This window comes from Paenarthrobacter nicotinovorans, assembly GCF_021919345.1.
GTDB lineage: Bacteria > Actinomycetota > Actinomycetes > Actinomycetales > Micrococcaceae > Arthrobacter > Arthrobacter nicotinovorans.
In genome coordinates, this window is the sequence record NZ_CP089293.1 from 2,999,814 (window position 1) to 3,013,875 (window position 14,062).

The 14,062-nt window shown below is 63.4% G+C and carries 11 protein-coding genes; 3 read left to right on the top strand and 8 right to left on the bottom strand.

Going from position 1 to position 14,062, the window contains the following annotated elements; translation table 11 throughout:
• Nucleotides 1–35: 35 nt before the first annotated feature.
• The 5 genes from treY to glmS form a co-directional block, all read right to left on the bottom strand.
• On the bottom strand, nt 36–2,348 hold the full coding sequence (gene treY, locus JMY29_RS13925; RefSeq protein ID WP_189075242.1) for a malto-oligosyltrehalose synthase: 2,313 nt from the start codon (nt 2,346–2,348) through the stop codon (nt 36–38).
• Nucleotides 2,345–4,657 (bottom strand): glycogen debranching protein GlgX, encoded by a 2,313-nt coding sequence (gene glgX / locus JMY29_RS13930; protein WP_039242365.1) that lies wholly within the window; start codon nt 4,655–4,657, stop codon nt 2,345–2,347. Before glgX ends, treY begins: the two co-directional genes overlap by 4 nt.
• A 68-nt stretch (nt 4,658–4,725) precedes the next feature.
• Nucleotides 4,726–6,303 carry an NAD(P)H-hydrate dehydratase gene (locus JMY29_RS13935; protein WP_189075243.1) on the bottom strand — a complete coding sequence of 526 codons (1,578 nt, stop codon included), beginning with the start codon at nt 6,301–6,303 and terminating at the stop codon, nt 4,726–4,728.
• Between the two features lie 15 nt (nt 6,304–6,318).
• Complete coding sequence (locus JMY29_RS13940) at nt 6,319–6,666, bottom strand: holo-ACP synthase (protein ID WP_018776647.1); 348 nt, start codon at nt 6,664–6,666, stop codon at nt 6,319–6,321.
• Between the two features lie 4 nt (nt 6,667–6,670).
• Nucleotides 6,671–8,554 (bottom strand): glutamine--fructose-6-phosphate transaminase (isomerizing), encoded by a 1,884-nt coding sequence (gene glmS, locus JMY29_RS13945; RefSeq protein WP_018776648.1) that lies wholly within the window; start codon nt 8,552–8,554, stop codon nt 6,671–6,673.
• 139 nt (nt 8,555–8,693) lie between these two features.
• On the opposite strand from glmS, the gene coaA reads away from it, so the two are divergent.
• Both coaA and JMY29_RS13955 read left to right on the top strand, forming a co-directional pair.
• Nucleotides 8,694–9,665 (top strand): type I pantothenate kinase, encoded by a 972-nt coding sequence (gene coaA / locus JMY29_RS13950; RefSeq protein ID WP_018776649.1) that lies wholly within the window; start codon nt 8,694–8,696, stop codon nt 9,663–9,665.
• Nucleotides 9,666–10,544, top strand: a complete 879-nt coding sequence (locus JMY29_RS13955; RefSeq protein ID WP_370874695.1) for a M15 family metallopeptidase — start codon at nt 9,666–9,668, stop codon at nt 10,542–10,544.
• A gap of 8 nt (nt 10,545–10,552) precedes the next feature.
• Here the strand turns inward: JMY29_RS13955 and glmM are convergent, their stop codons facing one another.
• The 3 genes from glmM to rplM form a co-directional block, all read right to left on the bottom strand.
• Complete coding sequence (glmM, locus tag JMY29_RS13960) at nt 10,553–11,917, bottom strand: phosphoglucosamine mutase (protein WP_026266997.1); 1,365 nt, start codon at nt 11,915–11,917, stop codon at nt 10,553–10,555.
• A 167-nt stretch (nt 11,918–12,084) separates the two neighbouring features.
• Complete coding sequence (rpsI, locus tag JMY29_RS13965; protein WP_018776652.1) at nt 12,085–12,594, bottom strand: 30S ribosomal protein S9; 510 nt, start codon at nt 12,592–12,594, stop codon at nt 12,085–12,087.
• A 39-nt stretch (nt 12,595–12,633) separates the two neighbouring features.
• Nucleotides 12,634–13,077, bottom strand: coding sequence for a 50S ribosomal protein L13 (gene rplM, locus JMY29_RS13970; RefSeq protein WP_011775554.1), 444 nt, complete (start codon nt 13,075–13,077; stop codon nt 12,634–12,636).
• A gap of 305 nt (nt 13,078–13,382) precedes the next feature.
• On the opposite strand from rplM, the gene JMY29_RS13975 reads away from it, so the two are divergent.
• Entirely contained in the window at nt 13,383–14,009 is a 627-nt protein-coding gene (locus JMY29_RS13975) for a prepilin peptidase (RefSeq protein ID WP_233461375.1), read from the top strand.
• Nucleotides 14,010–14,062: the final 53 nt, after the last annotated feature.

A 14,062-nucleotide genomic window follows, 5' to 3' on the forward strand; every position in this document is an offset into this window, starting at 1 on the left:
TCCTTAAGCGTGCGTTGCCGTGATTCGTGGTGGCGTCAGTCAGTGGGTACCAGCAGCGCCACAGGGTACCGCTCCAGCAGGGTGCTCAACTGGACAGCACCCGGGGCATAGCTCGCCCCTGTGAGCTCGTCCCTGCAGTTCACCGTGAGTTCGATGACGGTGTCCCGCCAGCCGCCTTCCCGTGCAAGACGACGGGGAAGGCGCGTGGCGACAGTCAGCGCGCCACGACGACCAGACCCGCGGTCGAAGGCCACCACATGTGCTGCTGCCGCTCCCTGCGCCGCGACGGGCAAGTAACCTTCGAACAGCTCGGGCCGGTCCCTACGCAACCTCAACGCCCGGGAGAGCACCAGCAACTTGGCCGATTCCTCCGTGAACGACGGTGTCGCTCTCTGGTCCAATGCTGCCAAAGCTTCTTTGCGTGCCTTGAAGTCCACCGGCCGTCGGTTGTCCGGATCGGTCAGTGATCCGTCCCGGAACTCCGTGCCTTGGTAAACGTCAGGGACGCCGGGCATGGTGAGCTGGATCAACTTGGCGGACAGCGAGTTGGAGGTCCCGTATGGTTCCAGCTCAGCCACGAAGTTCTTCAAGGCGGCCGCGACCTCGGGAACGTCGAACGCGGCGTCGACGGCGGCTGCAAGCTGCCTTTCGAACTCCGGGTTCGGGTCGGTCCAGTTGGTGGAGTTGCCGGCCTCGCGCGCCGCCTTCAACGCGTATGACTGAAGCCGCCCGCGGTCTGCCGGCCAGGCACCCACGATCGACTGCCAGACCAGCGCCGCCAACGGTCCGTCCGGAATCGGCGCGAGCTGCTGAACTGTTCCAAGGAAAAGTTCCCACTCCGGCACGGCCTCGGAAATAACCGATATCCGCGCCCTGGCGTCCTCGCTCCGCTTTGTGTCGTGCGTGCTCAGGGTGGTCATGGAGAGCGGCAGGAGCCGCTGGCGCCGAGCCATCCGTTCGTGGAAGACCCCGCTGGGCAACGAGAACTCCGTGGGGTCTGCGCCGACTTCGGTGAGAGAGCCCAATCGGGTGTAGCGGAAGAACGCGGTGTCCTCCACGCCCTTGGCCATGACCATTCCCGATGTCTGCTGGAACCGCCGCGCCAAAGCACTTTCGGGATCCAGCAGGAGCGGCTGCAGCTTCCCAAGGACGGGTTCGAGTTCGGGGCGGTGTCGGCCGGCCCGCTCGATTGCTTCCACGAGGGTTTTCCCGCCGTAGGGCAAATATGTCCGGTAAATGGGGAACCAGCAGATGACCTCGGCAAGGGAGTCGGCCACCTTGGCGAACGGCAGTTCCAGGGAGACCGGTACCAAGCGGGCAAGCCGCAGGATCTCTGAACGCAGGATGCCGTCAGCGATCCGCCGCTTGGTCCCATGGATCATCTCGGCGTAATCGGCCGCTTTCTCCGAGTTCCGCAACCGTGCGTCCAGGGAATTGAGGTATTCCTCGGCGGTTGGATCCACGAACAGGCGGTCTACGTCCGCGAGGGCGTCATAACCGGTTGTTCCTTCGCAGCTGAAAGTCTCCGGAAGTTGCTCGCCGGGTTCGAGGATTTTCTCCACAAGCAGGTAAGCGCCCCCGGTCGCCTCGCGAAGCCTGGCAAGGTAGCCTTCCGGATCGGCAAGCCCATCCGGATGGTCGATCCTGAGTCCGTCCACCAGTCCTTCGTGGAACCAGCGGACAACCTCGGCGTGCGACTCGTCGAACACCCAGGGAATTTCGACCCGGATGCCGGCCAGGGTATTCACGGCGAAGAATCGGCGATAGTTCAGATCCGCATCTGCCCGCCGCCATCCGATCAATTCGTAGTGCTGGCGCGAGTGGACATCCTTGGGGCTGTCTCCTGAGGCGAACGTTCCTTCGGCCAAGGGGAAGCGGTGGTCGTAGTAGTGCAGTTCGCCGTCCACCAGCTTGAGCTGGTCGAGGTCGTCGTCGCTGCCCAGGACCGGGATCCGGATCTTGCCGCCGCCGAATTCCCAGTCCACGTCGAAGGCCTCGGCGTATTTGGAATCCCGCCCGTCTTTCAGGAGGTTCCACCACCAGGCGTTCTGCTTGGGAGTAGCAACACCCATGTGGTTGGGCACGATGTCGGCAAGAATTCCCATGCCGTTGTCCTTGGCGGCCCTGGTCAGGGCAGCCAAACCCTCGGGGCCACCCCGGGAGGGGTCCACCGTGGAGGGATCGGTCACGTCATAGCCGTGGTCCGAGCCCTGCTCCGCGGTCAGGATGGGCGAGACGTACACCCAATCGACGCCCAGGGAGTGCAGGTAACCCGTGAGTCCGGCGGCATCCTGCAAGGTGAAGCCGGGACGGATCTGGAGACGGTAGGTGGAGACCGGCGTCCTCATGATTCGGTCTCCTTCGCCTCGCCCGCTTCCGTAACCTCGCCCGCTTCCGCAGCTTCGCCGGCGTCGTCCCCTTCGTCGGGGCCCTTGTAGTCATACGGCAGCGACGTGACGGCGGGAGCCGTAATCGAGGCCGTTTCAGGGGTGCTCGTCTGCGTCAATGCTGCAAGCGAGGCAGCGACGGAGTGGTCCGGCTCGATCTCGGGAGTGCTGTGCGCACGGAGGACCACCAGCGACTTACCGCCAACGGAAAGGATCTGGTCGGGCTTGATGACGCCCGCTTCGGCTCCCTCTCCGGCAGTATCGATCATGACATCCCAGGCCGGCGCGTATTCATCCGAGGGAATCCGGAAGTCGACGTCTTCCTGGTCGGCGTTGAAGTACAGCAGGAAGTTGACGTCTGTAATGCGGCGGCCCTGATTGTCGCGGCCATGGATGCCGTCACCGTTCAGGAACACGCCAACGGAGCGGCCCAGGGCTTCATCCCAATCCGAGGGACTCATGGTGCTGGCGTCAGCATCCAGCCATACGATGTCCGGGAGCCGCTCGCCCTCCCCACGCAGGACAGGGCGTCCATCGAAGAACCGGCTGCGCCGCAGACTGGGGTGCTTGGCACGCAGTGCGCTCACGGCCGCGGTGAATTCGATCAGGGGCTGGTCCACGTTGTCCCAGTTGATCCACGTAAGTTCGGAATCCTGGCAGTAGCCGTTGTTGTTGCCGTTCTGCGTCCTGCCAAGTTCATCACCGTGCAGCAGCATGGGAACGCCCTGCGACAGGAACAGGGAGGCAATGAAGTTCCGCTGCTGACGCGCCCGCAAGCCGAGGACGATGGGGTTGTCTGTCGGCCCCTCCTCGCCGCAGTTCCATGAACGGTTGTGGGACTCGCCGTCGTTGTTGTCTTCGCCGTTGGCCTCGTTGTGTTTCTCGTTGTAGGAGACGAGGTCTGCCAGCGTGAAGCCATCGTGGGCGGTGACGAAGTTGATCGATGCCACCGGCCGCCGGCCTGAGTGTTCGTACAGGTCAGCCGACCCGGTCAGCCGGGAAGCGAATTCGCCCAGAGTCGAGGGTTCCCCGCGCCAGAAGTCACGGACGGTATCGCGGTACTGGCCGTTCCATTCCGTCCACTGCGGCGGGAAGTTGCCAACCTGGTAACCACCGGGACCAACGTCCCACGGTTCGGCAATGAGCTTTACCTGCGAAACCACGGGATCCTGCTGGATGAGTTCGAAGAAGGTGGAGAGTTTGTCAACGTCGTAGAACTCGCGTGCCAGGGTGGAGGCGAGGTCGAAGCGGAAGCCGTCGACGTGCATTTCCGTGACCCAGTAGCGGAGGGAGTCCATCAGCAGCTGCAGGGAGTGCGGGCTGCGGACGTTCAGCGAGTTGCCCGTACCCGTGTAGTCCATGTAGTACTTCTGGTCATCTTCCACCAAGCGGTAATACGCGGAGTTGTCGATGCCCTTGAACGACAACGTGGGTCCCAGGTGGTTGCCTTCGGCGGTGTGGTTGTACACAACGTCCAGGATGACTTCGATTCCCGCGGTGTGCAGCGCACGGACCATGGCTTTGAAGTCCTGGACCTGCTGGCCGGTGTCGCCCTTGGAGCTGTAGCTGTTGTGGGGCGCGAAGAAACCAATGGTGTTGTAGCCCCAGTAGTTGTTCAGGCCCTTGTCCTGCAGGATGCCGTCGTTGACGAACTGGTGCACCGGCATCAGTTCGATTGCGGTGATCCCGAGCTTCTGCAGGTGCGAGATGACCGCGGGGTGTGCCACGCCGGCGTAGGTGCCGCGCTGCTCTTCGGGGACTTCCGGGTGCAGCTGGGTCAAGCCTTTGACGTGGGCCTCATAGATGACCGACTTGTGGTAGGGAATCCTCAGGAGCTTGTCGCCGTCCCAATCGAAGAACGGGTTGATGACGACGCCAAGCATCATGTGCGGCGCTGAGTCCTCATCGTTCCGCGAATCGGGGTCTCCCAGGTTGTAGGAGAAAAGGGACGGATCCCAGTCGATCTGCCGGTGGATGGCTTTTGCGTACGGATCCAGCAGCAGTTTGTTGGGGTTGAAACGCTGACCGGCGTCGGGATCGTAGGGCCCGTGAACCCGGTAGCCGTACTTCTGTCCCGGCTGCACCTGCGGAAGGTAGCAGTGCCATACGTAACCATCTACCTCGGTAACGTCTACGCGGACTTCGCCGCCGTCGTCGTCAAAGAGACACAACTCCACTTTTTCGGCCTTCTCGCTGAAAAGCGCGAAGTTGGTGCCGGTGCCGTCAAAGGTGGCACCCAGCGGATAAGCCGATCCAGGCCAGACTTCCATGCGTTCTCCTCTTGATGATGCGAACAACTGTTGCAAGCCTACTCAGTACCCTGACAACGACAGTAACCTTACGGTATTGTTCGGTCGTATTCCGCGCTGAGCGAACCAATAACGCGCGGCACAGCCGCAGCAATTGCCGAGGCTGTAAGGGGGCCACCGTCGCAATCCGTCGACGCCAGGGCACCTGCCCTGCCGTGGATGCCCGCCGCCACGGCCGCCACAGCAGCCCAGCGGTCCGCAGGGTCCAGGCCCAGGCCGGCATACGCGCCGTCGTCGCCGCCTATCTCTTCAGCGGCCTGAGCCAGCAACGCTCCCAGCACTCCGGCCAGGACATCGCCGCTGCCGGCGGTCGCCATCCAGGGGATGCCCTCCGACTGGCTGAAAACAATTCCCGACGGCGACGCCACAAGTGTCGTGGCACCCTTCAGGAGCACTGTGGCTCCGGTTTGTTGGGCCGCCTGGCGTACGAAGTGCAGGGGCCGGGATTCGACGTCGGCCCGGGTCACCGCAACTTCGCCCGTGGACGGCAGCGAATCCAGCAAGGACGCAAGTTCGCCGGCGTGCGGGGTAAGGATCCATTGGGGCGGGCAACGTTCCGGGAGGAGGCTCAGCGCCCCGGCATCGACCACTACCGGAAGGTCATGGCCCAGGGCCGCCTCCACGGCAGCCCCTGCACGGCCCAATTGCTCTTCCCCGTCGACGCCCGGACCCACTACCCATGCCTGGACCCGGCCCGGATCCTTGTCCTCCCACAAGGCCTCCGGGGTCCGGGAGAGAACCATTCGCGCCGCGGACCCGGGGCCGACGTAGCGCACCATGCCCACCCCGGCGAGGGCTGCGGCGTGCACACCCAGGACAGCGGCGCCGGCAAAACGGGACGAACCTGCAACAATTCCCAGGACACCGCGGGAGTATTTATGTGATCTCCGGCCGGGGCGGGGCAGCAAGGCGCCAAGGTCCGGGTCGGTCAGGCGGCGCAACTCCGGCGCCTGGTCCTGAAGCGCGGCCTCGATGCCGATCTGCACCAGTTCCACCCGCCCCGCGCAGCCCTCACCTGGATCGGTCAGGAGCCCTGCCTTGACACCACCGAACGTGACCGTGACATCGGCATCCAGCACGGGCCAGTGGACCTCCCCGGTGCCTGCATCCAGCCCGCTTGGGACGTCACAGGCGACAACCAGCCGTGGTCCGAGTTCCTGCAGCGCGGCAATCAGCTCGGCCGGGGCTTCGCGCAATCCCCCGCGGGCGCCGGTACCCAGCAGGGCGTCGATGATCACGTCCTCACCGGCACACAGAACAGCGAGCTCTTCGGCATTTGAAGGACCGAGCTGCAAAACCCGCCCACCTGCGGCGAGAAGAGCAGCCAATGCTTCCGCGTGGACGGAATCGCCGGCGAGTACCGCCGTCGCACGCATTCCGCGTCGGGCGAGATACGCGGCAGCATAGAGGCCATCGCCGCCGTTGTTGCCTTTGCCGGCGAGAACCGTGACGCATGCACCGGCCAACCGGCGTTTTTTCTTCAGCTCACGGATCACGGCCTGGGCGAGGCCGTACGCTGCCCGTTGCATAAGAACAGCGCCCTCACCGGAGTCCAGGAGCGGCTGTTCCGTGTCCCTGATCTGTTGTCCGGTGAAGGCGCTGATCATTGTTTAAGTGTCCGTCTAGCCCTCAGCGAGGACGGTTGCCGTGGCGATGCCGCCGTCGTGGCTCATCGACAGGTGCCAACGCTTGACGCCCTTGGCCTCAGCGACGGCAAGCACAGTTCCCTTGACCTGGATGGTTGGACCATTCTGGTCAAGGCCGATCCAGCAATCCTGCCAGTTCATGCCTGCCGGTGCGCCCAGGACCTTGGCCACTGCTTCCTTGGCCGCGAAACGGGCAGCCAAGGAACGTGTGTTGAGTTCACGCTCGGCGGGCACAAACAGGCGATCCCTCAGCCCGGGAGTCCGTTCAAGCTGCCGGCCAAACCGCTCAATATCTACGACGTCTACGCCAATGCCAACAATCATGCCGTTATTCTACGGTCACGCTCTTGGCGAGGTTACGCGGCTGATCGACGTCGTATCCCTTCGCCCCGGCCAGTTCGGCAGCAAAGATCTGCAACGGAACCGTGGTGAGCAGCGGCATGAGCAGCGTGGGCGTCTCCGGTACGTAGAAGACATGCTCTGCGTAGTCCTTGACCGACTCGTCGCCCTCTTCGGCGATGACCAGGGTGCGTGCACCACGTGCGCGGACTTCCTGGATGTTGCTGACCACCTTGGAGTGCAGGGAGTCACGGCCACGCGGGGACGGCACGACGACGAAGACCGGCTGGCCGTCGTCGATCAGGGCGATCGGCCCGTGCTTGAGCTCGCCGGCGGCGAAGCCTTCTGCGTGGATGTAGGCGATTTCCTTGAGCTTCAGGGCGCCTTCGAGGGCAACCGGGTAGCCAACGTGACGGCCGAGGAACAGCACGGACTTTTCGTCCTTCATGCTGCGGGCCAGCTCGCGCAGCGGTCCTGCGTTGTCCAGGATTGTCTGGATCTTGGCCGGGATCTTGTTCAGGTCCGCGAGGACATCCTTGATCTGGCCGGAGAAGATGTTGCCGCGCAGCTGGGCCAGGTAGAGGCCCAGGAGGTAGGCAGCCGTGATCTGCGCAAGGAACGCCTTGGTGGAGGCGACAGCGATTTCCGGACCGGCGTGCGTGTAGAGCACGGCGTCGGACTCGCGCGGAATGGTGGAACCGTTGGTGTTGCAGATCGAGATCGTCTTGGCACCCTGTTCCCGGGCGTAACGGACGGCCATGAGGGTGTCCATGGTTTCGCCGGACTGGCTGATGGAAACCACCAGGGTGTTGGAGTCCACGATCGGGTCACGGTAACGGAACTCGTGGGCGAGCTCCACCTCGGTGGGGATGCGGCACCAGTTCTCGATGGCGTACTTGGCCACCAGGCCCGCATAGGCTGCCGTACCGCAGGCGAGGACGATGATCTTGTCCACCTGCTTGAGGAGCTCGGGATCGATACGGAGTTCGTCCAGCGTCAGCTTGCCGTTGAGGTCGGAGCGTCCCAGGAGGGTCTGTGCCACAGCGTCGGGCTGGTCGTTGATTTCCTTCTCCATGAAGGAGCTGAAGCCACCCTTTTCAGCCGAAGCCGGGTCCCAGTCAACGTGGTATTCCTTGCCTTCAGCCGGTGCACCGAAGAAGTCGGTGATCTCAACGCTGTCCGCGGTGATCGTGACGATCTGGTCCTGGCCCAGTTCCACAGCGCGGCGCGTGTAGTCAATGAAGCCGGAGACATCGGAGCCGAGGAAGTTCTCGCCATCGCCCAATCCCACGACCAGGGGAGAGTTACGGCGGGCAGCAACAACTACGTCCGGCTGGTCAGCGTGCACTGCCAGGAGCGTGAAAGCACCCTCGAGCCGCTGGCAGGCGAGGCGCATCGCTTCGGTGAGGTTGCCGCCGTCGCCGTTGAGCTGGTTCCGGAAGATGTCTCCCAGAAGTGCCGCAGCGACCTCGGTGTCCGTTTCGGATTCGAACGTGACGCCCTTGGCGAGCAGTTCCTGACGGAGCTCGGCGAAGTTCTCGATGATTCCGTTGTGAATGACAGCCAACCGCCCACCATCGGAAAGGTGCGGGTGGGCGTTGCGGTCGGTGGGGCCGCCGTGCGTGGCCCACCGGGTGTGGCCAATGCCTGTCAGGGACTTGGGAACGGGATGCGCTTCCAGTTCCTCGATCAAGTTGCTCAGCTTGCCGGACTTTTTACGGGACGAGATGGCCCCATCAGCCACTACTGCGACGCCGGCGGAGTCATAGCCGCGGTACTCCAGACGGCGCAGCCCTTCCACCACGACGTCAAGGGCGCTGTAACCAGCTGCCTCGCGAGACGAATTGCCAACATAGCCTACGATTCCACACATGGGTACAAGCCTAACGGCTAACGCAAACAACTGATGTGGGACATCCCATTTCATGGGGTCCCTGACGACCTTTACGGCACCCATAATTCATCCCCCAGCCATCGCGCATTTCCTGATCAGCCGCGCGGAGGGCAGAATCATGATCGTGACTTTGCAACGCACCGAAGCTAATGGCGACGGCGCTTCCCCGTTTGTCGAGCTGGACCGCCAGACCTGGTCCAGGCTTGCAGCACAGATGGAGCAGCCCCTCAACGAAGAGGACATCTTCCGTCTGCGCGGGCTCGGCGATCCCCTGGACATGAAGGAAGTCCGGGAGGTCTACCTCCCCCTCTCAAGGCTCCTTCACCTCTATGTCCAGGCATCCCACCAGCTGCACGCCGCAACCACCACCTTCCTTGGTGAGCAAACCCAGCGCACGCCATTCGTGATCGGCGTGGCCGGTTCCGTGGCAGTAGGCAAGTCCACCATCGCCCGCGTTCTCCGCGAGATGCTGCGCCGCTGGCCAGGAACGCCGAACGTGGAACTCATTACGACGGACGGCTTCCTCTACCCCCTGGCTGAGCTCAAACGCCGGCACCTGCTTGAGCGCAAGGGCTTTCCGGAGTCCTACGACCGGCGGGGGCTCCTTCGCTTCGTTTCGGAGGTCAAAGGCGGCGCAGAGGAAGTCCGGGCGCCCTGGTATTCGCACGTTACCTACGACATCGTGCCGGGCAAGGAAGTTGTTGTGCGCCGCCCCGATGTCCTGATCGTCGAGGGTTTGAATGTGCTGGCACCGGCACGGCCCCGCATGGACGGCAAACAGGGCCTGGCCGTCAGCGACTTCTTCGATTTCTCCATTTACGTCGACGCCAAGACCTCGTACATCGAGGAATGGTACGTGGACCGCTTCCGGAAGCTGCGCAGTACGGCTTTCGCCCAGCCCGAGTCATACTTCCACCGTTACGCCACATTGTCGGACGACGACGCCGAGTCCACCGCCCGGGGTATCTGGAAGCGCATCAACGAGCCCAACCTCAAGGAAAACGTGCTGCCGACACGTGGTCGGGCACAGTTGGTGCTCACCAAGGACGCAGACCACTCCATCAGGCGCATGCTGCTGAGGAAGGTCTAGTTGCCGAACGAAATCACACCGATGCCCAGCCGCCGGGCTTTCGCCGGGCTGCTCACAGTCAGTGCCGGCCTCGCCGCCCTGACGGCGTGCACGCCACAGGACGGGGCTCCCTCCCCTGCTGCCGCAAGCATGCCGGCCCAGACCGACGTGGCGGCTCCTGCACCAGCTTCAAGCGCCGCTGCCGCAACACCAACGCCGTCCGCCACAGCAGAGCCCACCGCAGAGCCCACCGCGGCCACCAGCCCGGGCCCGGCCCCTTCCAGCACCATCAAGACCCAGCACTCCCTGACCGATCCGACCAGCCCCTGGGTGATCGTCAACAAGCACAGGCCGCTGAATCCTCAGGACTTCGTGCCGGCCGACTTGGTGCAGCCGGCCATCCGGCTCGCCGTCAGCGGCGAAGCGGCCCTTTTGAACAGCACGACGGCGGCTGCCGCAGAGAGGATGTTCGGGGCAGCGGCATCGGAGGGCGTCATCATGACGCTGGCTTCGGGCTACCGTTCCTACACAACGCAGGTGTCCACCTACAACGGATATGTTGCCAGCACAGGGCAGGCCGCAGCCGATCGCGCCTCCGCGCGGCCCGGACACTCCGAACACCAGACAGGCTGGTCATTCGATATCGGCGACGGAGGCGGAGCCTGCAGCTTCCAGCCATGCTTCGCCGAGCAGCCTGCAGCCGTCTGGGCCAAAGCCAATGCGCACAAGTTCGGATTCGTCGTCAGGTACCCCTGGATGTTCCACGACACCACAGGCTACTTCTACGAATCCTGGCACCTCCGGTACATCGGAGTGGATGCCGCGGTGGACATGGCCACACGCGGCATCACGACTCTCGAAGAGTACTTCGGGCTTGAAGCTGCTCCGGACTACCTGTAGCCCGGTTCTTAGACAGCCAGTTCGCTGGAGGCGCCCAGGCGCTCCTTGACCACGGCAGCGAGCTCGGTGCAGATGCGCTCGGCCGTTTCCATGTCCGCCGCTTCCACCATGACGCGGACCAGGGCCTCGGTGCCTGAAGGGCGGAGGAGCACCCTGCCGGTCTCACCGAGTTCGAGCTCGGCTGCAGCCACTGCCGCGGCAACGCCTTCGTCAGTGGCGGCACGCGCCTTGTCGACACCCTTGACGTTGATCATGAGCTGCGGAAGCTTGGTCATCGCGCCGGCAAGGTCCTGGAGCGTGCGGCCGGTGAGGGCCACTTGGGCTGCCAGCTGCAGTCCGGTCAGGACGCCGTCGCCTGTGGTTGCGTAATCGGAGAAGATCACATGGCCGGACTGTTCGCCGCCAAGGTTGTAACCGCCGTCGCGCATTTCTTCAAGCACGTAGCGGTCGCCGACGCCGGTCTCCCGGATGGTGATGCCGGCATCGCGAAGGGCGATCTTCAGCCCGAGGTTGCTCATGACCGTGGCAACCAGGATGTCATCCTTGAGTTTGCCGGCCTTCTTGAGTGCCAGCGCCAGGATCGCCATGATCTGGTCACCGTCCACTTCGTTGCCTTCGTGGTCGACGGCCAGGCAGCGGTCCGCGTCGCCGTCGTGCGCCACGCCAAGGTCTGCGCCGTGCTTGACCACGGCTTCTTTCAACGGACCCAGGTGGGTTGAACCGACGCCTTCGTTGATGTTCAGTCCGTCAGGCTCTGCTCCGATGACCACCACGTCCGCGCCGGCGTCCTTGAATACCTGGGGCGAGCATCCACTCGCGGCACCGTGGGCGCAGTCAAGCACCACCTTCAGGCCGTCCAGGCGCTTCGGGAGCGTGCCGAGCAGGTGCACGATGTACCGGTCTTCCGCGTCCGAGAAGCGCTGGATGCGTCCGACGTCGGCGCCTACGGGCCGCTGCGGCTCTTTGCCAAGCTGCGCTTCGATGGCGTCCTCGACGTCGTCGGGAAGCTTCTGGCCGCCCCGGGCGAAGAACTTGATTCCGTTGTCCGGCGCAGGGTTGTGGGAGGCGGACAGCATGACGCCGAAGTCGGCGTCGAGATCTGCCACCAGGTAGGCCGCGGCCGGGGTGGGGAGGACACCGGCGTCGTAAACGTCGATACCGGAGCTGGAAAGCCCGGCCTCCACGGCGGCGGCGAGGAATTCACCGCTGGCCCTGGGGTCCCTGGCTACCACGGCGCGGGGCCGCTTTCCGTCTGTCGCGCGGTCGTGGCCGAGTACGACGGCGGCCGCTTGCGCGAGCTGCATAGCCAGTTCAGCGGTGAGTAATCCGTTCGCGAGACCGCGCACGCCATCTGTTCCAAATAATCTAGACATCGGGTCAAGTTTAGACGACGCCACGGCACCACCTGTTCATCGGGCCACCGGAGCGCCTTGACCCGGTCCACGCGCGTGCGCAGTGACGGCAGCGTTAAACGACGGAAGCCCGCCCCACCGAAACGGCGGAACGGGCTTCCGATACCCCTGTAATGGGGCGAAGCGAATTAACGCTTGGAGTACTGCTGGGCCTTGCGTGCCTTCTTGAGACCAGCCTTCTTGCGCTCGATGACGCGGGCGTCACGGCTCAAGTAACCGGCCTTCTTCAGGGTGGCGCGGTTGTTGTCGACGTCGATCTCGTTCAGCGAGCGGGCAACACCGAGACGCAGGGCACCGGCCTGGCCGGAGATGCCACCGCCGTGGATACGGGCGATGACGTCGTAGGCGCCTTCGAGATCAAGGATCTTGAAGGGCTCGTTGACGTCCTGCTGGTGCAGCTTGTTCGGGAAGTAGTTGTCCAGCGTGCGGCCGTTGATGGTCCACTTGCCGGAACCCGGAACAACGCGAACGCGTGCAACGGCTTCCTTGCGGCGGCCAACAGCTGCGCCGGCAACGGTCAGTGCCGGGCGCTCCTTCTTGGGAGCATCTTCAGCAGCGGCGCTGCTTTCAGAGGTGTAGCTGGTGAGGGTTTCCTCAGCCTCGACGGCTTCGGCGGTCAGTTCTTCGTTCTGAGCCACGGTTCTCCTTGTAATAAAAAGTTTAGTTGGTGGCCAGGACTACTGGGCGACCTGGGTGATTTCGAAAGTCTTCGGCTGCTGTGCAGCGTGGGGGTGCTCGGGGCCTGCGTAGACCTTGAGCTTGCCCAGCTGCTGAGCTGCGAGGGAGTTCTTGGGGAGCATGCCCTTGATGGCCTTCTCAACAGCGCGAACCGGGTTGGATTCCAACAGCTCGGCGTAGTTGACGGAGGTCAGGCCGCCCGGGTAACCGGAGTGGCGGTATGCGCGCTTCTGCTCCAGCTTGGCGCCGGTGAGGGCAACCTTTTCAGCGTTGATGATGATGACGAAGTCGCCCATGTCCATGTGGGACGCAAAGGTCGGCTTGTGCTTTCCGCGCAGCAGTGTTGCGGTCTGGCTGGCAAGACGACCAAGGACAACGTCGGTGGCGTCAATGACGTGCCACTGGCGGTTGATATCGCCGGGCTTCGGGGTGTACGTACGCACGGTTTTGCCTCGTTCTTGTTCTGGCGTTCATGTTTTAGGCGACACGCAGTGAGGCGTGTACCTACTATGTATGCGCTACCGGAGCAGAGGTGAGGGCTCTATGTACCAGTTATCCCAGGATCTCGAAATGCCCATGGAGTTAGCGATCCTGCAACTGGATCCCCCTGTAGGCATGTGTCATCGAGATAGGACACGCACAACGACTCTAAACAATACCTTCAACGGGGCGCCCGGGTCAAAATGGGGTGAGCACACAGGGGTGAACCTGTGTTAATGAGGGAGTGCACGTGACTGACGGACTTGCCATGCCGCTTCTGCTGGCTCTCGCCGGCCTCCTTCTGAGTCCGGCGGCCGAGTTGCTGATCGCGCGGACGCTGCCGCGACTCGGCGGCCTCCCCTCCCTGAAGATACGGATCACGACGGCGGTGGTCACCGCGCTGCTCTTTGCTCTGCTTGGGTGGCGGTTTGGAATGGCAACTGAATTGCCGGCCTTCCTTTTGTTGGCACTTCTGGGAGTGCAGCTTTCACGCATTGATTTCACGCTCCATTTACTCCCCAATCCCCTTGTTTTGACCCTTCTTGGCGGCGCCTTGGGGCTCCTGGCACTGTCTTCGTTGCTTGAACCGGGCTGGACGGACCTGCTCCGAGCACTGGCCGGCGGCTTCATACTCTTCGTTGGCTACCTGATTTTGGGGCTGATTTCGCCCGGGAGCCTCGGAATGGGCGATGTGAAGCTCGCGGCACCACTTGGAATGTACTTGGGCTACTTGGGTTGGCAGCAAGTACTCTTCGGCGGTTTGCTTGGATTCGTGGTGGGCGGAGTGCTGACGGTCGCGTTGTTGCGGCTGCGTTCCGCGGAAAAGCCAGCCGAATCAGCCCACGGGCCGGCAATGGTTCTCGCGGCTTTTGGTGTGATCCTCGCCCTGCACTGAGCCCGGGTAAGTACGTGCTTATCCCCGCTTGACGGCGCTTCCCAATTAGTAAG